The sequence below is a fragment of the Chitinophaga sp. W2I13 genome (assembly GCF_050434005.1).
Taxonomy (GTDB): domain Bacteria; phylum Bacteroidota; class Bacteroidia; order Chitinophagales; family Chitinophagaceae; genus Chitinophaga.
In genome coordinates, this window is sequence record NZ_JBNPWD010000001.1 from 6,951,612 (window position 1) to 6,970,786 (window position 19,175).

The 19,175-nt window shown below is 46.8% G+C and carries 18 protein-coding genes; 10 read left to right on the forward strand and 8 right to left on the reverse strand.

Annotated features, from left to right (window positions below):
* The first annotated feature begins 36 nt into the window (after positions 1 to 36).
* Positions 37 to 843 carry a DUF6597 domain-containing transcriptional factor gene (locus tag QFZ48_RS28510; protein WP_429064846.1) on the forward strand — a complete coding sequence of 269 codons (807 nt, stop codon included), beginning with the start codon at positions 37 to 39 and terminating at the stop codon, positions 841 to 843.
* Positions 844 to 853: 10 nt separating this feature from the next.
* Here the strand turns inward: QFZ48_RS28510 and QFZ48_RS28515 are convergent, their stop codons facing one another.
* From QFZ48_RS28515 to QFZ48_RS28525, 3 genes are all read right to left on the reverse strand, one after another.
* The gene (locus tag QFZ48_RS28515; protein ID WP_429064848.1) at positions 854 to 2,821 is read right to left on the reverse strand and encodes a M1 family aminopeptidase; all 1,968 of its coding nucleotides are present in this window, start codon (positions 2,819 to 2,821) and stop codon (positions 854 to 856) included.
* Positions 2,822 to 2,872: 51 nt separating this feature from the next.
* Positions 2,873 to 3,670 carry a helix-turn-helix transcriptional regulator gene (locus QFZ48_RS28520; protein WP_429064850.1) on the reverse strand — a complete coding sequence of 266 codons (798 nt, stop codon included), beginning with the start codon at positions 3,668 to 3,670 and terminating at the stop codon, positions 2,873 to 2,875.
* A gap of 72 nt (positions 3,671 to 3,742) precedes the next feature.
* Positions 3,743 to 4,234, reverse strand: coding sequence for a DUF1905 domain-containing protein (locus QFZ48_RS28525; protein WP_429064852.1), 492 nt, complete (start codon positions 4,232 to 4,234; stop codon positions 3,743 to 3,745).
* 137 nt (positions 4,235 to 4,371) lie between these two features.
* Here QFZ48_RS28525 and QFZ48_RS28530 point away from each other — a divergent pair, with 137 nt between their 5' ends.
* The 3 genes from QFZ48_RS28530 to QFZ48_RS28540 are packed head-to-tail and all read left to right on the forward strand — an operon-like array spanning position 4,372 to position 7,344.
* A complete protein-coding gene (locus QFZ48_RS28530; RefSeq protein ID WP_429064854.1) occupies positions 4,372 to 5,589 on the forward strand; it encodes an acyltransferase family protein in 1,218 nt (405 codons plus the stop codon).
* A 13-nt stretch (positions 5,590 to 5,602) separates the two neighbouring features.
* The gene (locus QFZ48_RS28535; RefSeq protein WP_429064855.1) at positions 5,603 to 6,628 is read left to right on the forward strand and encodes a sensor histidine kinase; all 1,026 of its coding nucleotides are present in this window, start codon (positions 5,603 to 5,605) and stop codon (positions 6,626 to 6,628) included.
* Entirely contained in the window at positions 6,628 to 7,344 is a 717-nt protein-coding gene (locus QFZ48_RS28540; protein ID WP_429064857.1) for a LytR/AlgR family response regulator transcription factor, read from the forward strand. The genes QFZ48_RS28535 and QFZ48_RS28540 overlap by 1 nt, the downstream gene beginning before the upstream one ends.
* Positions 7,345 to 7,346: 2 nt before the next feature.
* Here the strand turns inward: QFZ48_RS28540 and QFZ48_RS28545 are convergent, their stop codons facing one another.
* On the reverse strand, positions 7,347 to 8,045 hold the full coding sequence (locus QFZ48_RS28545; RefSeq protein WP_429047488.1) for a hypothetical protein: 699 nt from the start codon (positions 8,043 to 8,045) through the stop codon (positions 7,347 to 7,349).
* A 157-nt stretch (positions 8,046 to 8,202) separates the two neighbouring features.
* Between QFZ48_RS28545 and QFZ48_RS28550 the strand changes: the two genes are divergently transcribed.
* From QFZ48_RS28550 to msrA, 3 genes are read left to right on the forward strand one after another with little or no spacing between them, the layout of a single operon-like run.
* Entirely contained in the window at positions 8,203 to 8,838 is a 636-nt protein-coding gene (locus QFZ48_RS28550; protein ID WP_429064859.1) for a hypothetical protein, read from the forward strand.
* A 39-nt stretch (positions 8,839 to 8,877) separates the two neighbouring features.
* Positions 8,878 to 10,047: an acyltransferase family protein gene (locus tag QFZ48_RS28555; protein WP_429064861.1), complete on the forward strand. Its 1,170-nt coding sequence runs from the start codon at positions 8,878 to 8,880 to the stop codon at positions 10,045 to 10,047.
* A 33-nt stretch (positions 10,048 to 10,080) separates the two neighbouring features.
* Entirely contained in the window at positions 10,081 to 10,572 is a 492-nt protein-coding gene (msrA, locus tag QFZ48_RS28560) for a peptide-methionine (S)-S-oxide reductase MsrA (RefSeq protein WP_429047481.1), read from the forward strand.
* A 68-nt stretch (positions 10,573 to 10,640) separates the two neighbouring features.
* Here the strand turns inward: msrA and QFZ48_RS28565 are convergent, their stop codons facing one another.
* On the reverse strand, positions 10,641 to 13,025 hold the full coding sequence (locus QFZ48_RS28565; RefSeq protein ID WP_429064863.1) for an ABC transporter permease: 2,385 nt from the start codon (positions 13,023 to 13,025) through the stop codon (positions 10,641 to 10,643).
* 299 nt (positions 13,026 to 13,324) lie between these two features.
* On the opposite strand from QFZ48_RS28565, the gene QFZ48_RS28570 reads away from it, so the two are divergent.
* The 3 genes from QFZ48_RS28570 (at position 13,325) to QFZ48_RS28580 (ending at position 15,616) form a co-directional block, all read left to right on the forward strand.
* A complete protein-coding gene (locus tag QFZ48_RS28570; protein ID WP_429047478.1) occupies positions 13,325 to 13,642 on the forward strand; it encodes a hypothetical protein in 318 nt (105 codons plus the stop codon).
* A 99-nt stretch (positions 13,643 to 13,741) separates the two neighbouring features.
* A complete protein-coding gene (locus QFZ48_RS28575; RefSeq protein ID WP_429047476.1) occupies positions 13,742 to 14,731 on the forward strand; it encodes an amidohydrolase family protein in 990 nt (329 codons plus the stop codon).
* A gap of 30 nt (positions 14,732 to 14,761) precedes the next feature.
* Positions 14,762 to 15,616, forward strand: a complete 855-nt coding sequence (locus tag QFZ48_RS28580; protein ID WP_429064865.1) for a helix-turn-helix domain-containing protein — start codon at positions 14,762 to 14,764, stop codon at positions 15,614 to 15,616.
* Here QFZ48_RS28580 and QFZ48_RS28585 read toward each other — a convergent pair whose 3' ends face one another.
* The 3 genes from QFZ48_RS28585 to QFZ48_RS28595 all read right to left on the reverse strand — a co-directional run bounded on the left by QFZ48_RS28585 (position 15,617) and on the right by QFZ48_RS28595 (position 19,173).
* A complete protein-coding gene (locus tag QFZ48_RS28585; protein ID WP_429064867.1) occupies positions 15,617 to 16,633 on the reverse strand; it encodes an efflux RND transporter permease subunit in 1,017 nt (338 codons plus the stop codon).
* 90 nt (positions 16,634 to 16,723) lie between these two features.
* On the reverse strand, positions 16,724 to 17,320 hold the full coding sequence (locus QFZ48_RS28590; RefSeq protein WP_429047472.1) for a hypothetical protein: 597 nt from the start codon (positions 17,318 to 17,320) through the stop codon (positions 16,724 to 16,726).
* A 131-nt stretch (positions 17,321 to 17,451) separates the two neighbouring features.
* Positions 17,452 to 19,173: a hypothetical protein gene (locus QFZ48_RS28595; RefSeq protein ID WP_429047471.1), complete on the reverse strand. Its 1,722-nt coding sequence runs from the start codon at positions 19,171 to 19,173 to the stop codon at positions 17,452 to 17,454.
* Between the last annotated feature and the right edge of the window lie 2 nt (positions 19,174 to 19,175).

The following is a 19,175-nucleotide window of genomic DNA, read 5'->3' on the forward strand; positions in this document are numbered from 1 at the left end:
TTACTTAAATTGCAGTTACCGCAATTTTCAACCAAAATGATATACAGGGAAATCCTTCCGGAACAACTGTTAAAACCATATGTAAAATGTTACTACCATTTTGAATCCGAGGCAGACACTGCTATCGACGATGTAGTATTTCCCGGCGGTCACATGGAAATTATCTTCAATCTGGGAACAGCCACCTGGAAAACAGCCAGCAATAATATCTTTCAAAACACCCCTAAAATTGAACTCTGGGGCCAGATTACCCGTCCCCTTCCCGTGAAAGCCGCAGGCAGCTATAATAAAATGCTGGGCGTGAGATTTTACCCCCATACCGCCGCATTTTTTATGCAGGAAGATATCATGCTGCTGAATGACCAGGTGAACGACCCTGCAGATATGTTAGGCAAGTCCATACACCAGTTGCATATGAAACTGCTGGAAGAAGAAAACCTGGACCGGCAAATAAAACTGGTGGCACAATTCCTGTTAAACAGGCTACAGGAAGTAAAACGGAAACCGCTGAACATCGCTATGGTGGGCAATATCATCCACCAGATGAAGCAGCCGGACGCTGATGCAAAAATTGAAAGTATCGCGCGGCAACATCTTATATCTTCCCGGTATCTTCATAAACTCTTCTTACAGTATACCGGCGTTCCGCCCAAATTTTATACAAAACTGCACCGGTTCCAGAAAAGCCTGGAACTGGTGCAGCAACATAAACTTTCCCTCACAGCCATTGCTTATGAATGCGGGTATTTCGATCAATCCCACTTCATCCGGGAATTTAAATCCTTCACCGGCGTTTCCCCCGCCTCCTATAAAGTATCCCCCTATCCTGTTACGCTGATCTGATTGGTTCTCATCATTTTGTTTTCGCCACTGCCGATGACAACAACCCCGCCACCTTTGCTTCCATCCCATCTGATTTGTTGCGGGCAGCATCTGCTTTCACAGCGTTAGCGGCCGCCCATTGCATCAGCGCATTGTCATCCCCTTGAGCAGCCAGCGTAGCGATCCGGTAATAAGTATAAGCCAGCAGGTCCGGTGCGCGTGATACGCATTGCAAAGCACGCTCATAATAGGCCAATGCTTCCGCCGGTTTATTTTGCATGGCAGCAATACGCCCCATGTGGTAAAAAAGTGTAAACTCCACACCGTACTGGTCATCCGGGAAACCTTCCTTAATATAGGATTGCGCCAACTGCATTGCTTCGTCATTTTTTTGCTGGCGGCGCAGGTTCATCACCCGCACCACTTTTGCCTGGGCAAGCGCCTCCGGTGTTAGCGCTTCGTCCCAGTGAAGCACTTTGAAATAAGGATCTACCTGTACCTCCTTTACTTCGCCATTAACCGGCAGTTGCAGCTGATTGCTGCGGTCGCGGATAGTGACTTGCTGCAGTGAAGTGGTTCCGTTGCTATACGTGATCAGCACTTCTAGCGGAAGATGATATATACTGTCTTTTTGCGTAATGCTGAGTTGCAGTTTGTTTTGCTGTTGCTGCCAGCTGCTTTGCCAGGAAGGTGCGCCCAACTGCTCAAACCACTGGCGGTAAAACCATTGCAAACTGCTGCCATGCGCTTTCTCCACTTCCATCTGGAAGCCGTCCCACGTAACGCCGGTTCGATTATATTTATCGCCGATCGTGCGCAGCGCTTTATGAAATACGGCCTTACCAACGGTGTTAGATAATAGTTCCAGGGCAAGAAAACCTTTACTGTCGCCAATAGTATGACCATTGTTGCCTGACAGCGACACTAACGCTTCATCATTACCGGCAGCTACGTTTTTAAGATAGCCCAACCCACACTGATCGCTGATATAACCGGGGTAACCGGTTCTCCGGTAGGCCATCGCATGGGTGCTGTCGAAATGACTCACCACCTGCAAAGAACCATATTGTGCCAGTCCCTCCGAGAGCATGGCTTCTCCTTTCGTCCCGGCCGATAACACTTTATTGCCCCACCACTGGTGACCTATCTCGTGACCAAAAAGCGCATAGTTAAATTCGCGCAGCGCCCCGGTAGGCATGGCCACACCACCTAGAATACTGGCGCCGCCAATACCTGTGATTTCAGCCACATAGTCGGGGTATTCAATAATGGAAAAGTTGGGAATGTCCAGCGGACCAAATTGTGAAGACAGGTAGTCCAGCACCGCAGCGGACTTGCGGCTTAAATCGTTGCCATCAACACCCTTACTTAAACTGTAAGTATAAAAAGACCGCTGCCCTTTATATTCCTGCCGGGTGTAATTACCGATATAAAGTGAGAAAATATCCGGTTGTGCATAATGGAAAGTATAGGTGTGTCCGGTCACTGTCACCTTACTTGCAGCCATTACAGGCATCAAATTAGCGGAAGTGGTAACAGCAATGGTGCCGGTACCACGGGTATGATTACCTGCGCCATCTGTAACCTGTGGATACCACGCAGCGCCATAGCCGCCAGCCATGCAAAAGGTACTGTCGAGATAATACTGGAACGCCGGCGCACCACCCCGCTCATACGCACAGGTAAAATGCAGGGCCGTTCCTGCCGGCAGCGGCGATCGGAAATGCCAGCGGTAAATAATATCCCCGGAAGCCTTGCGGCTGGTATCCATTACGGCGGCAGCACCCTGTAACTGCAGCCTTACCGGTCCTGCACCCTGGCTGATGACAACATCCACTGAGTCGGCAGCAGCCGTGTCGGTTTTAAAACTAAATCCGCCCTGTACAAAAAACGACTTCTTTACCAGGTCCGCTTTTACCTGCAACTGGTAATCCAGGTTACGCTGTGCTGATAATAATGCCGGTGCTAACAAATATAAAAAGACGATCAATCGGCGCATACGCTTTTTTTACAAAGTAACGGCCGGCGCCACAAATAAAATGGTACCGGATTAACTTTTTAGCAATGCCCGGAATTTATGGGGAGTAGTACGGTAAAACAACCGGAAACACTTTACCAGGTGGGAAGCATCGGAAAAACCGGCGGTAAAGGCAATATCTGTTACCGGCAACGTAGTGGTGAACAACAAGGTCATCGCTTTTCGCACCCGCATCTTTAACTGGTACTCGCCGGGCGTAATCCCCTCCCTTTCTTTAAAGGCGCGGGCCAGGTAAACGGGGTGTACAAACACCCGCGCGGCTAACGACTGAATAGTATGATGGGTATCAAATTCATTTTCCAGGATCTGCTTTGCTTTAGGAAGCCAGGGCAGGCGCTCAGGCATTTTGTCATTGGTATATTCACACAGCCAGTTGATAATATGTTCTTCCGGTAATGAACTGCCCGGATCCTGTACAAAAGCATACAACAAGCGGTACAGGTAATCGAATGTGCCGGTTTTATAGATCGCCGCGGTGCGGGGAAGCAAATGATCCAGTTCCAGTTCCTGTAATCCGCCTGGTTTAAATTCTATATTCAAACACCTGCCGCCTACTGCCTGGAAGTGGTTGGCATGGCTGTATCCGGCCGGCCGGAAAAGCACTTCGCCGGGAACCACCCCGCTCTCCGTTTTTTTACTTCTCTCTTCATAACTGCCGCTGATCAGCAAACTCAGGTACGCATTTTCATGATAGTGCTCACGGATCTGCACATCCGGCTGGTATGCCGTGATGTTCAGCCGGAAAGACGCATTCTCGCTGACCTGTTGTTCTTTGCCAAAATAATTACCTGGCGACAGGATAATACTCATAAAACGGGCCCGTATCCTTTAGGCGTAACGGTTATCAAAGATACTTTAACCATTTCGTTTTCTTAACTGAGTTTACATTTCTTCCCTTTCATACAATTTTAGTCCCCTCGATAACCGGATGATCGATTTAGTCATACGGCTTACTCTCGTTTCCGTTCTTTTGGCGGAATAAATCCAGTCGATATAAAATTTCTGCTCACTTTCAGACAGGGATGCAAAGAAACGGTTAGCAGAGGGCTCGTCTTCCAGGCAAGCCTTCAGCTCCTCCGGTATTTCCAGCGGATCATCATCCCGGAACAAAGTGATTTCCACCCAATCGCCTTCTTTCTTTTTTATTTTCTTCCTGATAGCTGCTTTTACAGGAAGAAATAACACCCCATTGCCCATAGGCATCAGGTGGCATTTTTTTATTTCATGGTCGTCAATAAACCCCTTTACTCTTACCAATCCGAACGCTTTCACTTTATCGGGCGTAATTTCGGGGATACGCGCGAAAGTCCATCCACCTTTCCCGGGGATTTTCTCAAGGCGGTAGGATTGACGGACGATTGGTGTAGCAGCCATAATATCAGAAATGGAACGAGCCTTAAAGTTATTGTATTTTAACATAAATGATCTTTTCAACACCGGAAACTGTCCACATGTCAAAAATGTTTTCCTGAAAACCGCCGGTCAGATAGGTTTGCACTAAACAATTATCTATGCAACCAATATCTTCTTCCCGGCTGGCGTATTTAGACTGGCTCCGCATCATCGCTATCCTGGGCGTCCTGTTCTTCCATTCCGCGATGCCCTATGTGTCTGAATGGGGATGGCATATAAAAAATAAAGAAACCAGCAATGTGCTGCTTGAAATGAACGACTTCCTCCACCGCTTCCGCATGCCCTTGCTGTTCTTTGTTTCCGGCACAGTAAGCTATCTTATGCTGCAGCGTAATTCCGGCGGCAGCTTTATCGGCCTGCGTTTCCGGCGGCTGTTTATTCCGTTGCTGGTGGGCATACTGATTATTGTTCCACCTCAGGTATACATGGAACGCCTCACCCAGGGCTTCAAAGGCAACTTCTTCGACTTCTACACCAGTATGTTTACCACCGGCGCCTATCCGTACGGCAACATGAGCTGGCACCACCTGTGGTTTATCGCTTACCTGCTGGTATATGATATCATTTTTGCGCCCGTTTTCGTATGGCTGATCTCCGGCAAAGGCAAAAATCTACTTCAAAAATTAAACTGGATGGGAAGCAAACGGTATATCTACCTGTTCATCATCCCGGGAACACTGGTGCACACCTTTCTGCTCATCTGGTTCCCGCAAACCGGCGACCTGGTACATGACTACGGCTATTTCTTCTACTGGTTGTTTTATGTACTGGCAGGATTTATCTGCATTGCCAATCCCCTGTTCATGGACAGCCTGGAACGGAACCGCCGGTTTTCACTGGCCATCGCTTTCGCCGGCCTTATGATCATTAACTACCTGCGCTGGAATAAAATGGAACCCTGGCTCTTCAACGACAATGCTAAACATGTACCCTTTACTTATGTATATATGGCTTTAGGCGGCATTGTTGCCTGGATGTGGGTACTGGCGATTGTTGGCTACGCAAAAAAATATCTCAATAAACCCCTGCCCATCCTGGCATATGCCAACCAGGCCGTATATCCGTTTTACATCCTGCATCAAACGGTTATTGTAATACTTACTTATTACCTGGTGCAGGTACCTGATGGCGTTGGACTGAAATACACTTTTACCGTTCTGGTTACTTTTTTAATCAGTATATTCATCTTCCATTTGTTTATCAGACCCTTTACCATCATGCGTTTCCTGTTTGGCATGAAACCACCGGCACGGGAAGGGAAAGATCGCAGGTCCAAAGAAACAAAGTTAATACCGGCACAACCTGAAGTGGCATAATTAATCAGCTATCATGAAAATATTCTGGAAATATTTCTTTCCCCCGTTATATGGCCTGCTGGTATACTTTACCATCCGCCTGCTTACGGACAGCATAACAGAAATGAAATTCTGGTACCGGCCACTACTGGTTAACATGATTGAAATAGGATCCAGTATGCTGATGGGCTACCTTTTTGTGTGGATCTTCAACCTCCTGTTCCGCTATCTCGATCAAAAAAGCCAGGCCGGCTTCTCTTATAAAATCATCCTGAAGGAATTATTATATGTCTTTATCATCAATCAACTTATACAAAACGCCATTTTTACGCCCATGGCCGCCTTCACTGACAACGGCCTGCAATCGTTCGACCTCATCGATATCAATGTGATCCCGTTGTTATATTGCCTCATCTACTATGGGGTACGAAGAAGCAACTCTTTTTTACAGGCATATATCAATAACCGGCTGCAGCTGGAGAAAATCACCAACGACCAGCTGCAAACAGAACTCAAATTCCTGCGGGCACAATACCACCCCCATTTTTTGTTTAATGCGCTAAACACAATATATTTCCAGATGGATATGGATGTGGAGGCAGCTAAAAAAACAGTGGAACGTTTTTCAGAACTGCTCCGCTACCAATTGTACGATCAGCAGCAAACGGTAAGCGTGATGAATGAAATACAATACCTGCAGAACTTTATTGCCCTGCAGAAGATCAGGTCGTCACGCAGGCTGCAGCTCAACGTATTTTTTGATGAAGCCCTGCACGATGAACAGGTATATCCACTGCTGTTTCTGCCGCTGGTGGAAAATGCCTTTAAATATGTTGGTGGTAATTTTCATATCAATATCGATCTAAAAAAACAGGATCATGAAATATCTTTTTGTGTAGAGAATTCAATACCCGATAAAATTAGCTTCCAGGAAAAAGGAGGCATCGGGTTAGATAACCTGAAAAGAAGACTGGAACTGTTGTACCCCGGTAAACATACGTTTACCGCGGAAATTAAAGAAGATAGCTTTTTGGCTGAACTAAAACTCACTACGCGATAATGGATCAATTAACGATACGCTGCATTATCACTGACGATGAACCTCTCGCCGGAGAAGGATTACAACGTTATGCCCAGAAAACGCCTTTCCTGCAGGTAATAGCTGTTTGTGAAGATGCCATACAGCTCAATACCCTGCTGAAGCAACAACCTGTGGACCTGTTGTTTCTCGATATTGAAATGCCTTATATCACCGGCATCGAATTCCTGAAAAGCTATCCAAATCCACCCAAAGTGATTTTTACCACCGCATACGAGCAATATGCCATACAGGGTTTCGAGCTGGATGTACTGGATTACCTCGTAAAACCAATTTCATTCGACCGCTTCCTCAAAGCTTCCAATAAAGCATTTGATTATTTTTCCTCCCAGCACATCAGCAAAGAACAACCTTACTTCTTTATAAAAACAGATAATAAGCTGGAGAAAGTAATATTCAATGATATTTTATTTGCAGAAGCATTGGGCAACTATGTGGCGATTTATACCGCAGACAAAAAAATCATCACCCATACAACCTTGAAATCGGTACAGGAAAGTTTGCCTGCGCGGCAGTTCCTGCAACCACACAAATCCTATCTCGTTAACATCAATCATATCAGCGCCATTGAAGGAAACGTATTACACATGGGCAATCATGAAGTACCTATCAGTAAGTACCAGAAAGAAGAATTACTGGAGAAGATCGTCAACAACAGGCTGCTGAAAAATAAATAACATCATTTCATCCGGTCCCGGATAAATTGTATGACCTTACCGGCTGCCGGCCGGTATTGCGACTGGTACTTAATCCGCACTGAACTTTTATAAATATTATCAAAATACACCCAGCCGCCCATCTCCTGGATAACATATTTAGGCTGCCTTTCCGCGTTATAAACTTTATCGAATGGCGCATGCGCGAGAAAATCCTGGTGAACCTTTTCAAACAATGCTTTATCAATGGCCGGTCCGTTAACGAAAGTAATGTTCTCCTGCTCGTAGTGGTAGTAACTGTCGAAATATACATCACCTGAAAAATGATACGTGTGATCGTAATAATCAATCACCTCCTCAAAGGCGGCAAACCGCAGGATCTTATCTGAATGCCGCGGCAGGATAATAAAAGGATATTGGCTATCGTCAATTACAGCAATGATATCTCCATCAATCGTAGTCGCAATGGTTAACCCATTCAGCACTGCAGGTTCTTCACTCTCCGGCAGCTCCCATAAATCCATATACTCCCCGAAATTAGACCGGATATACGCTTCATCGGGTTGATGGATCATCAGTAGTTCATTGATGGCTCCCAGTCCGTAAGTATAAAGAAAATCCCGGTAGCTCACCGGCAAAAGAAATGGTACCGCATCGGTTATTTGCTGAAATTCAGCCGGGGTTAATGGTTTTATTTGTCCTATTAGGTAAGGAGCCTGCATAGCCTGTATCCACTTATTTGCAACCGCAATATACGAAGGCAACGGAGAATATTTTCATGGGGATCGCATTTAGGCCCGGAATTTCGGCGTCGCCAGCAGAACAGGTAAACTGGTCCGGCAGGCTATAACGCCCCAATTAAGCATTGGCCGCGATGGTATGCTGGTAAACCGCCTCAATAAAGCCCTGATACAGGGCGGCAAGGACCGCCTGCAACAACTCGAAGGCTTCCGGTTCAACCGCCACACCGGCGTGGAGAAATTCTTCTCCCGGCTCCCTATGCTATCTACGGATGGCACATTGGCGATCCCCGCACAAACCTGGTCGCCATCAACCGCCGGCGATCTGCTGGAGCTCAGCGTTATCGCCGTTCGCATCAATCCGGTTACGCATCGGGTAACCGGCAGCCGCAGCTCCTCCCTGTTCACAAATATAGAGGAACTATTTAATGGCGCCACACTGGAAGCCAACGTTCCTGGAAAAGGAATCTTGCTCGTTACGCTCCAGGTGAGAATATTTAACGGCGCCACCCCTACACTAAACCGCCGGTTTATGGCCGCCGATATAATAGCAGTCGTACTGCCGGTCAACAAACAAAAATCCAGCAAAGGAAACCGCCTGGCCGGTGTTAAACGGGTACTACGGTACGCTCCGGGTAAAGTTAACCGCATGAGCGTCATCACCAACTCAACACCTGATCAAGTCCACCTCCCGTCCGGGCATTCCCCTACTCCCAGCCCTGCCATAGGGCATTCCAGGGCATGTGCTCCCCCATCCATTGCATATCTCTTTTAAAGACTGTATTTTACAAGGATCAACAGACAGGCATTTTTCATGACAAACACCGACATAACGGTTAAAAAACTCTCCGGACTGGATCATTTAAGGTCGCTGGCAATACTCATGGTGTTGTTCTATCACTACCGCATGTTCCAACATCCGCAATGGCTGGATAATATCATGGGCTTCGGGTGGACAGGCGTAGACCTGTTCTTCGTATTAAGCGGATATCTCATATCCTATCCCCTCTTTGTAAACATGGCGTCAGGGAAAAACATCTCCCTGCCGGAGTTCTTTATCAAACGTTTCTTCCGGATCATTCCGGCTTACCTGGTGGTACTCACCATCTACTTCCTTTTTCCGGCATTCCACGAAAGGGAAGCCCTGCCACCGCTATGGAAGTTCCTGACCTTTACGCAGAACTTCAATTTCGACATTAAAAACTATGGCACATTCTCTCATGTATGGTCGCTGTGCGTGGAAGAACACTTTTACCTGCTTTTCCCGCTGGTACTAATTACGCTGCTCCGTTTCAAGGTATGGAGAAAAGCGGGATTCCTGCTGCCGGCGTTATTTATATTGGGTATCGGTATCCGACTGTACTGCTGGTACGCCCTGATTGCCCCTCACGCAGAACAGGACAATTTCTGGGTGATCTGGTACCGGCACATGTACTACCCCACTTATACCCGCCTTGATGGCCTGCTTGCCGGCGTTTCCATTGCTGTGCTGTTTGCATTCAAACCAGCTGCAAAAACATGGATTATCAAACGTGGAAACGTTATTTTATTATTGTCCCTGCTTGTGCTTACAGGCGCCTGGTTCCTGTGCAATGAACAGGAAAGCTTTTACGCTTCCATATTCGGTTACCCGCTGGTGGCGGCAGGATATGGATTGATGGTGATAGCAGCGGTAAGTCCGACAAGCATATTGTACCGGTACAACAGCCGTGTTACTGCCTTAATAGCTAAACTATCCTTTGCATTGTATTTATCGCACAAAGGAGTGATACACCTGGTGCAGCCCCTGCTGGCACAAACAGGCATCGCGCCAAAGGGAAGCCTCATGCTGGTGCTATGCCTGCTTATTGCCGTTTTAGGAGCATTCATCCTGAATAAGGCGGTAGAGGCGCCGTTCCTGCGGCTCCGGCAGCGTATACTGAATAAGCGGAAAGCCATTACCCATAAAAATGTGGCGCTTCTCACCAAGGATTCCGCAGCATAACTTAACTTCACATGATTAAAAGAGGAAAGACATATGAATATTGAAAAAGCGATTCTTGCCGGTGGTTGTTTCTGGGGCGTGGAAGAACTGATCCGCCAGCTACCCGGCGTGATCTCAACAGTGGTAGGATACACCGGTGGCGATGTTCAAAACGCCACCTACCGGAACCATGGCACCCATGCGGAAGGTATTGAGGTTACCTTTGATTCAGCCGTGTTATCATACCGCTCCCTCCTGGAATTTTTCTTCCAGATACATGACCCTACCACGCGCAACAGGCAGGGCAATGATATAGGCACCTCCTACCGCTCCGCTATCTTTTACCAGAACGAAGCGCAACAGGAAACAGCCAAAGCCTTAATCGCAGAACTGAATGCCTCCGGTAAATGGCCGGGGCCCATTGTAACAGAAGTGGTTCCGGCAACAGCATTCTGGAACGCCGAAGAAGAACACCAGGACTATCTCCAAAAGCATCCGCATGGATATACCTGCCACTTTGTAAGGCCCGAATGGAAAATAAATTAACATAAAAAAGGAGAAAATGAATCCACTTCATTTTCTCCTTTTTTTATAGAAAGATAAATAGCGCTTAGCTATTCCGATCTCAGCGATTTAACAGGGTTCATCAATGCCGCCTTGATCGATTGGTAGCTCACCGTCAGCAAGGCGATTAACAACGCTCCTGCAGAAGAAGCCACAATGATCCACCACGATATTTCCGTACGGTATTCATAACGCTGCAGCCAGTTGTTCATAAAATAACAGGCCACCGGCACCGCTATCACCAAAGCAATAACAACCAGCATAATAAAATCCTTTGTCATCAAACGCCATAAGTTGAAAACGGAAGCGCCCAAAACTTTCCGCACCCCTATTTCCTTTACCCGTTGCTCGGCCATGAAAGACGCCATGCCAAAAAGTCCCAGGCAACTGATGAATACCGCCAGCACCGCGAAAAAACTCGACAGTTTACCAATGCGTTGTTCTGCATCAAATTTAGCGGCATACTCATCATCCACAAACCTGTAAACGAAAGGAATACCAGGGTTATATTTTTTAAAGATGCCCTCAATCCGGGCCAGCGCATCAGCGGTTTGTTTAGCCGGGTTTATCCTCGCATTGATCACATTGGCAGCATTGTAGTCCAGTGTAAAAACAGTCCGGAAAACCGGCTCGTATGGCGACTGCATCACCATATCCTTTATCACACCGATCACGGTAAAAGGCTGGCCATCTTTTTTTACAATTTCTCCTATCGGGTTTTTCAGCCCCATAAACTTAACAGCCGATTCATTCAGGATCATCGCCGTGCTATCCGAAGCAAAATCCCTCGAAAAATCACGTCCTGATATGATCTGCCAGTTGATCGTTTTCCCGAAATCATGCGTAACCGTTACTGCGCCAAAATTGCCCTGTGCACCTGGCGCCATCCCTTTCCAGGTATAACCATTGTTTATTGCATCCACATCTGTTGTAGGCGCGGAAGAATAAGCCATCTCCGTAACGGCGCCTGATGATGTCAACTCATTCCTGATCACCTCGAAATGGTCTTTCAATGCGCCGGTAGACACCGGGATAAGGAGCAACCCTTCACGGGTGTAGGCCGTAGGCCGGTTCTTAGCGAAATGAATCTGCCTGAACACCACAATCGTTCCGATGATCAGGATCACCGATACCGTAAACTGCATCACCACAAGTGCTTTCCGCGGAATAGCGGCATAACGTCCGGCCCGGAAAGTACCTTTCAGTACTTTTACCGGCTCAAAAGAAGAAAGATATAACGCCGGGTAACTGCCCGCTATTAAACCCGTGAATAAGGTGATACCGAAACAAACCAGCCAGAATACCGGGCTGCCAACCGGAATGCTTACCTTCTTATCAGCTACCTCGTTAAATACCGGCAGCCCGACCTGCACCAGCACCAACGCTCCCACAAAACCGATAGCCGCCAGCAAAAGCGATTCACTGAAGAACTGCGTGATCAGCTGTCCCCGGAGGGAACCAACTGCCTTGCGGATGCCCACTTCTTTCGCCCTTTTCTCAGAACGGGCAGTGCTCAGGTTCATAAAATTGATGCAGGCCAGCAACAGCACAAATACACCGATGATCCCGAAAAGCCATACAAACTGGATCCTGCCACCTATATTCTTCCCGTTATCCCAGTCGGCGTACAAATGCCATTTGCTCATGGGATGAAGAAAAACTTCGGGTTTAAAAGCGGCGTCTGCTGCGCGCACTTTGTGCAGTTTTACATCTTTTATTTTAGCGGATACTTTTTCAAGGTCGGCATGATCCGCCAGCTGCGCATAGGTCTGCGTAAAATTGGATCGCCACGGGTTTTCCATCTCCCTGATCCAGGGCTGACTGCTCAGGTACAACTCCCACGGCGCCATAAAAGCCAGGTCCCGGAAAGCCGAATTATAGGGCAGATCTTCATACACCCCCGTTACCTTCACCGGCGTCTGGTTATCCAGTTTCACCAGCTTATCTACCGGATCTGCATTCCCGAACAACGCCTTCGCAGTGGAAGCCGACAGCAGGATGGACGCAGGATCTTTCAATCCGCCGCGGGTCCCCTTCAGCATTTTTAGCGTCAACATTTCCGGGAAATCCGGTTCAAAATAATTCCCGGTTTGGGAAACCACATTGTTGTTGTAAGCCAGCAGGTGTTTGTTGGGCCACGATGCCATGACCACGTATTTAAAATCGCTGCCGTATTTATCCCGGATCTCCTCTCCCAGCAGGTAAGGATTAGCCGTTTGCGTACCCACCACGCCGTTAAAGGTTTGGTGCTGCATCACAGATACAATACGGTCGTAATTCGCATGATTTTTACTGAAAGTAAGCTCATCGTATATCCATAAACCTATCAGCATGGCTACCGCCATACCAGTAGATAGTCCCACAATATTGATGAGCGAAAAAGTTTTATTTTTCAACAGATTTCTCCAGGCAATTTTAGCATGATTTCTTAACATAGCTAACTGGTTTGCCATTGAAAAAACAATAATACTGCCACACCTGAAATGCTTACTGGTAGACATTCTACGAATATTTTATTTTCATGTATCTGTCCGGATATGAACACCGGTGTCTGAAAATGGACACCGCAACGATCAGGCTGGTCTACAATTTGTCCAAATCTCCCTACTATATCCATCAACTTTACCCGCTCAGGATCATCTCTCCGCCTGCATTGTCCACCTGCTGCTATCCGGTCTGCCTTTTGTTGGAACAGATGGTCAGGACAATATCATTCACCCATAAAACAACGGTTATGATTAATAAAGATGACTTAAACGAAGACCTGCTCAATGAAGACGATTTACCGGAGGAAGATACAACGGCAGATGCGGATGCAGATGTAAGCGAAGAAGAGAAAGAACTATTGGAAGAAGCATCTACCACAGATCCAACTTATTCGGAGGAATTACGTATGCGCGGAGCCGTGGTAGATAATGCAGATGACGACGGAGACCCACTGAATGAAGCCGGAGACCTGGATGTACCCGGCGCAGAGCTCGACGATGACCAGGAGCGGAACGGCGCAGAAGATGAAGAAAATAACGAATACAGTACGGATAAAAATGACTGACCGCAAAATTTTACCGCGAATTGTGCTATCATCACCACTGGATGGGCATTGATTTTCTATGGTTACTATCTTTCCTTTGCATTGTTCAAATACATCAAAATGAGAATAGTAACCTTAGAAGAACATGTATCCTTCCCGGAGATGACCCATCTTCTTCCCGCCGGTACCCTGAGCAATACACGGCCATCAGCCGTGGCAATGCAAATGATGCCAAAGCTGGCCGACATTACCGGTGAACGGTTGGATTCCATGAACGAATCCGGGATATCCATGCAGGTATTATCCGTTGAAAACACCGATGTAAACCTGCTGGACACCACCAGCGCTCCGGCGTTTGCTTCAAAATACAATGATCTGCTGGCGGAGAAAATCAACAACTATCCCGGCAGGTTCACCGCATTTGCACATCTCCCAATGACCGCACCCGCAGCGGCGGCCGACGAACTTGAGCGCGCCGTAAAATCTTATGGCTTTCGTGGCGCCATGATCAGGGGACTTACAAACGGAGAATTCCTGGACGCTCCTAAATTTGCGCCGGTGCTTGCAAAAGCTGAAAAGCTGGGTGTGCCTATTTACATCCATCCGGGTCTTCCACCCAAACCGGTGATAGATGCCTATTACAGCAACATAGGGCATGATACCGGGCCTTTTGATGCGATTGCCTGCTGGGGATGGGGATGGCATTCGGAAACCGCTATTCACGTGCTACGCCTGCTGGTGGCAGGTATCTTTGACGTTTACCCGGAACTAAAAATAATTATCGGTCATATGGGCGAAATGTTACCCATGATGTGGGCGAGATCCAACCGGTCGTTTCAACCCGGCAACGGCGGGCGCAATCAACGCACACTGATCGATACATTCCGGCGGCAACTCTATATCACCACAAGTGGCTTCTTTACACAACCACCCCTTCAGATTGCACTCGATACGATTGGTATCGACAACATTATGCTATCAGTGGACTATCCTTTCAGCACGAACCAGATGGGCATCGAGTTCTTAAATAACATCCAGCTTCCCGCAGAGCAGGTAGCAAAAATTGCCCATGGAAATGCAGATAAATTACTCCGGTTACAGGCTTCATGAACCTGCGTTAAAATACTTACTTTTAAACTCATGAAGAATATTCCGGTACATAAATTACAGGACAGCACCAGTCGCGGTTACCTGCTGAAGCCATTCACAAACAAGGGAACAGATGATAAACCGCCCGCACAACCGGGCGCGCACCGGGATGATCACTATATCTTTTTCATCATGCTGAAAGGCGCCGGTACAGCCGTGGTAGACTTTGAAGAAAAAACCGTGCGTGCAAATCAACTCTATTATATTCTGCCGGAACAGATTCACTACCGGATTAAAGCCGACAAAGCAAACGGGTGGTTCATCGCTGCAGATCCTTCGTTAATTGATCCCGCCTGCCGCCATGCTTTCGATAGCTGGTCGGGCTTCCAGGAACCTGTTACTTTATCGCGCAGCGATGCACATCACTACAACCAGCTCCTTAGCATCCTGTATAGCAAAATGACGGATCAACCTCCTGGCAGTTTAACGGTACTTCATTCATTACTTCGCTCCTTCTTTGAAATGGCAGCAGACACTGTACGTGTCTCCGGGGATGCCGGTACCGGCAGTTCAAGGCCAGCCTACCTGTCGCTCAAATTTAAAAAATTGCTTGGCGAACATATAAGACAACACAAAAGTCCTTCGGATTACGCCGACATGCTCCATATTTCAGAGCCGTATCTCAATGAGTGCCTGAAGAAAATAACCGGTTCCCCGGTTTCGTTCTGGATAAAATACAGGATTATTATAGAGGCAAAGCGACTGCTATATTTCAGCGACCTGAATGTAAAACAAATAGCCGATGACCTGGGCTTTGAAAACCATTCTTACTTTTCCCGGTTTTTCAGTAAAGAAACAGGAATGACTGCCCTTACTTTTCGTAAAAAACTCAAAGATCCAAGCTAGTTACTCTGCTGAAATGTATAAAGAATCTTTAGGGTTATATGATATCACGTGTTTTATACCCACTGGAAATTGTGCTGATGCTGTTTCCATCACCTTTTCTACCGCTGGTTGAATCCCGCTATAATTTGAATCCGCCCACTGCATTACCACGATGTTAACGCCAGGCTTACCATTGATACGCGAAAAGTTTCCATAAGTATAAGGGCCAAATTCAATCTTCGTCGCCACGTCCTTCCATCTCAGGATGGTATCAGCATCCTTGCGGATAACCATATTTCCATACTCAGCAGGTTGGTTGTGCTTACTACTGCACTTAATAATATAATCAGATGATGATTTACTTTTCTTATAAAACATTTCCGTTACTGCATCCAGTTGCCCTGCCGGAATGGCTGCTAATATTTCCTTTAGGGTGAGATGAGCAGCGGCCATGTGCTCTTCATTTAACCAGATACGCATCACCGAATCTTTACTCTTGTTAAAAGTGATCAAATGACTGACCCCGGGGATTCCCCGTATTCCAGGAACAATATTGGTTGCCGTATAATTTACCAGGAATGCCTGATCATAACTTCCGGTATCCTCCGCATACATACCCACCGCCATTACAATGGACTCATTTTGCCGGGTAACGGTAACGCCTGATTGTACTACGGGTGACGGTAGTTGTGGCGAAGCTACTGCCACCACGTTGGATATACCCGTTGCAGCTGAGTCCAGATCAATACCTGGTTTAAAATAAACCGTAACAATGAATGAACCATCGATATTGGCCGTATAGGTTATATGATCCATGTTTCCGGCATACTGGGAGAAAGCATCTTTTAATGGCGCGGATACTGAATCCAATAACTTCCCGGCATCGGCGCCAGGATAAAACGCCCTTACCTGTATAGATGGTAAGGCCTGGTGAGGGGACTGCTTTACGGGGTGTTTGGTTGCCGCTGTTTCGCCGCAACTAAATACAGTATAAATAATCGTGGCTGCTACCAGCCATTTCAACGGGTTCTCAAACATCTTTCTGAAATTATTCAACAAGGAAAAATGATTTTAAATATCAGGCTGGCACAAGATAAATTATATTTAGATTCCGTTCGTTTTATTCATTCAGTTTTCAGAAAACGAGTCATCTTCTTTCCCGGCGACTGTAAGGTCCTTTCCGGTTAGATTAAGAAATATTGATTCTAGCGCTTCAAAATCCCATGAAGGAATATTATTACCGAATTTAATTGTTCTTCCTTCAAAATCAAAAGCAAGCTGATTATCCCCATGCATATCATTAATTACCTGCTGTCCGGTCTGAAACCCCAGATAATCAAATTCTCCTCCTGCTAAAGTATGCCGGGTTAAGGTTGGTTTTGCCAGATGTCTGAAACTGGATATTTTCTGTATGTCGAAGACCTGTATTGCCGATCTGAAAATCCCTTTCCTTATTAAATGCAAGGACTCCCTGGTAACAAGTATCTGTTCTGTCATAACAATTTTATTTGCGAACTGGTAAGCTCCTGCATAAGTCAACAACATAAACAAGCCACCTACAATTAACGCTACTATTTTGTCGGAGTTTGTTAAAACTACACGGAGCATGAATGTTCCTAACGTGAATAAAACAATGAAGTAAAATAAATATAGCATCTTGGACCTCGTATCAAATGCAGTTGATAGAATTACTAATTTTCCGGCGCCGGAATCTTTTATTTTCATAGAAAGGATATTTCAAATAGTAGCAAAAATAACTATATATTTGATTACCAGGTAATGATTTTCCTGGCTAATCAAGTAATTGGTTGTAACAACGGCAGGCGGCAGGCACTGCTCTCCTACCGAATCGCGAATTAATTTGTTATACTGGACGATGAATTAATTTTCACATCTGCATATTGCCAGGCGGATTCGAATGCAGCCAATATTTCCTTCGCCTCCTTATTTTTCTTTTGTAAAACCAGCGCGTTATATAAACCGATCAATGCCCATCCATTCTTTCTCCATATTCCCAGGTCTTCCCGGTAAACTGTCTCCGCCTGCCGGTATTGCCCTGCTTTGAGGAGCACTGCACCTAAATGATGCCGCACGGAGAAGAACCAGTCCGGCGGCTCGTTGTAGTTGAGGTGGTCTTCCATAGCCACGGCCTCTTTTAACAATGAAATAGCCGTGCCGGACGCTTGTTGCTGCACTGCGATGCCCGCAGCCAACACCTTTCCGGCAATTTCTACCAGGTCGGCCGAAGTATTGATATTCCAGATCGTCAGGCTTTTCAGGATGGTATCAGCAGCAAGTACATACAGGCTATCCAGTTCTTTCCGGGCCTTTATTACTTCATGCCTGCCTAAATAAGCCATTCCCTTTGCATAGTGCCAGATAGCCCGTGGATACACCAGGTGCTTGTCCGGCGCTGGAAGCGCCAGTATGGTGTCCCACATCGATAACTTCGCGGCAATATAAAACGGGATGGTATAGTAGTGTTGCAAAGTGCCCCAGCCCGGCATGCTCATAATCTCTTCGGAGGTATGTTGCTGCAATTTCACAGCGGTTTGCCAGGCCAGAGCGGAATGGCCTTCCAGCGTAGCCGTAGCTGCCAGGAAGTGATAGTTATGCGGGTAGTACGCCAAAGGGTAAGCCCCCTGCGCATGACATGCCACGGTGTAAACGCTATCGGTGGTTACCGCGCGGATATTTGACAGCGAACCTTCATGATAATCGCCGGTACGGATGTAAATATGTGAAGGCATATGTAGTAAATGCCCGGCGCCGGGCACCAGGCTATCCAGCAATTTCGCACTGTGTATGGCTTTCTCCGGCTGCGAAGAAGCTTCCAGTGCATGAATATAAAAATGATGCGCGCCAGGATGAGTAGGATGCAATTGCATCAGGTGTTCGAGTACTGCTATTATCCCGGGCGTCCATGCTTTGGGCGCTTGTGTTCTTTTCTCATACAAATCCCAGGGATGCAGGTTCATCATCGCTTCTGCATATAAAGCACCGATATCCGGATCATCGGAGAATTGCGTGTATACCTTTTTCATGGCTGCCGCATAGGCACTGTCCAGGGCGCTGCGATCAGCCGGTGGATCTTTAACATACCTGCTGGCCAAAGCGGCGATGAGCGCCTGCTCTTTTGGACTGTTCTGATGGGAAAGCGCCTGTGCTTTCACAACAGCTTCGTAGGCGCGCTGAAAATTATCCGATTCCATACCGGCATTGTAATTGGGGCCCAGCACGTACGCAAAGCCCCAATAGGCCATGGCACAGGTGGAATCCAGCCGGGTGGCTTCAAAGAAAGAACGGGCTGCTTCTGCATGGTTAAATCCATAGGAGAGCATCATTCCCTGGTTAAAATAAGTTTGTGCTGCTTTCACGGATGTTGAAATCGTGAAATGAACGCCTTGCAACCCATCAAATAAAGGCGCTTTCTTACCGGATGTATACCATTCTTTGTCGGTGGTAGCAGGAACTGTGCAACCAATGGTATTAGCATTGCTTTTTACCTCTTTGGACGGGCGTCCGTAATTACAGGCCATTAGGCAGCAAATGACGGATGCTACATAAAACGTTTTCATAA

What these genes read in the sequence shown, in the direction of transcription:
- QFZ48_RS28510 (WP_429064846.1), top strand. Translation starts at nt 37, where the DNA reads ATGATATACAGGGAAATCCTTCCGGAACAACTGTTAAAACCATATGTA.
- QFZ48_RS28570 (WP_429047478.1), top strand. Translation starts at nt 13,325, where the DNA reads ATGATTAATAAAGATGACTTAAACGAAGACCTGCTCAATGAAGACGAT.
- QFZ48_RS28550 (WP_429064859.1), top strand. Translation starts at nt 8,203, where the DNA reads ATGCTGGTAAACCGCCTCAATAAAGCCCTGATACAGGGCGGCAAGGAC.
- QFZ48_RS28530 (WP_429064854.1), top strand. Translation starts at nt 4,372, where the DNA reads ATGCAACCAATATCTTCTTCCCGGCTGGCGTATTTAGACTGGCTCCGC.
- msrA (WP_429047481.1), top strand. Translation starts at nt 10,081, where the DNA reads ATGAATATTGAAAAAGCGATTCTTGCCGGTGGTTGTTTCTGGGGCGTG.
- QFZ48_RS28580 (WP_429064865.1), top strand. Translation starts at nt 14,762, where the DNA reads ATGAAGAATATTCCGGTACATAAATTACAGGACAGCACCAGTCGCGGT.
- QFZ48_RS28525 (WP_429064852.1), bottom strand. Translation starts at nt 4,234, where the DNA reads ATGGCTGCTACACCAATCGTCCGTCAATCCTACCGCCTTGAGAAAATC.
- QFZ48_RS28575 (WP_429047476.1), top strand. Translation starts at nt 13,742, where the DNA reads ATGAGAATAGTAACCTTAGAAGAACATGTATCCTTCCCGGAGATGACC.
- QFZ48_RS28590 (WP_429047472.1), bottom strand. Translation starts at nt 17,320, where the DNA reads ATGAAAATAAAAGATTCCGGCGCCGGAAAATTAGTAATTCTATCAACT.
- QFZ48_RS28515 (WP_429064848.1), bottom strand. Translation starts at nt 2,821, where the DNA reads ATGCGCCGATTGATCGTCTTTTTATATTTGTTAGCACCGGCATTATTA.
- QFZ48_RS28520 (WP_429064850.1), bottom strand. Translation starts at nt 3,670, where the DNA reads ATGAGTATTATCCTGTCGCCAGGTAATTATTTTGGCAAAGAACAACAG.
- QFZ48_RS28555 (WP_429064861.1), top strand. Translation starts at nt 8,878, where the DNA reads ATGACAAACACCGACATAACGGTTAAAAAACTCTCCGGACTGGATCAT.
- QFZ48_RS28535 (WP_429064855.1), top strand. Translation starts at nt 5,603, where the DNA reads ATGAAAATATTCTGGAAATATTTCTTTCCCCCGTTATATGGCCTGCTG.
- QFZ48_RS28565 (WP_429064863.1), bottom strand. Translation starts at nt 13,025, where the DNA reads ATGTTAAGAAATCATGCTAAAATTGCCTGGAGAAATCTGTTGAAAAAT.
- QFZ48_RS28595 (WP_429047471.1), bottom strand. Translation starts at nt 19,173, where the DNA reads ATGAAAACGTTTTATGTAGCATCCGTCATTTGCTGCCTAATGGCCTGT.
- QFZ48_RS28540 (WP_429064857.1), top strand. Translation starts at nt 6,628, where the DNA reads ATGGATCAATTAACGATACGCTGCATTATCACTGACGATGAACCTCTC.
- QFZ48_RS28545 (WP_429047488.1), bottom strand. Translation starts at nt 8,045, where the DNA reads ATGCAGGCTCCTTACCTAATAGGACAAATAAAACCATTAACCCCGGCT.
- QFZ48_RS28585 (WP_429064867.1), bottom strand. Translation starts at nt 16,633, where the DNA reads ATGTTTGAGAACCCGTTGAAATGGCTGGTAGCAGCCACGATTATTTAT.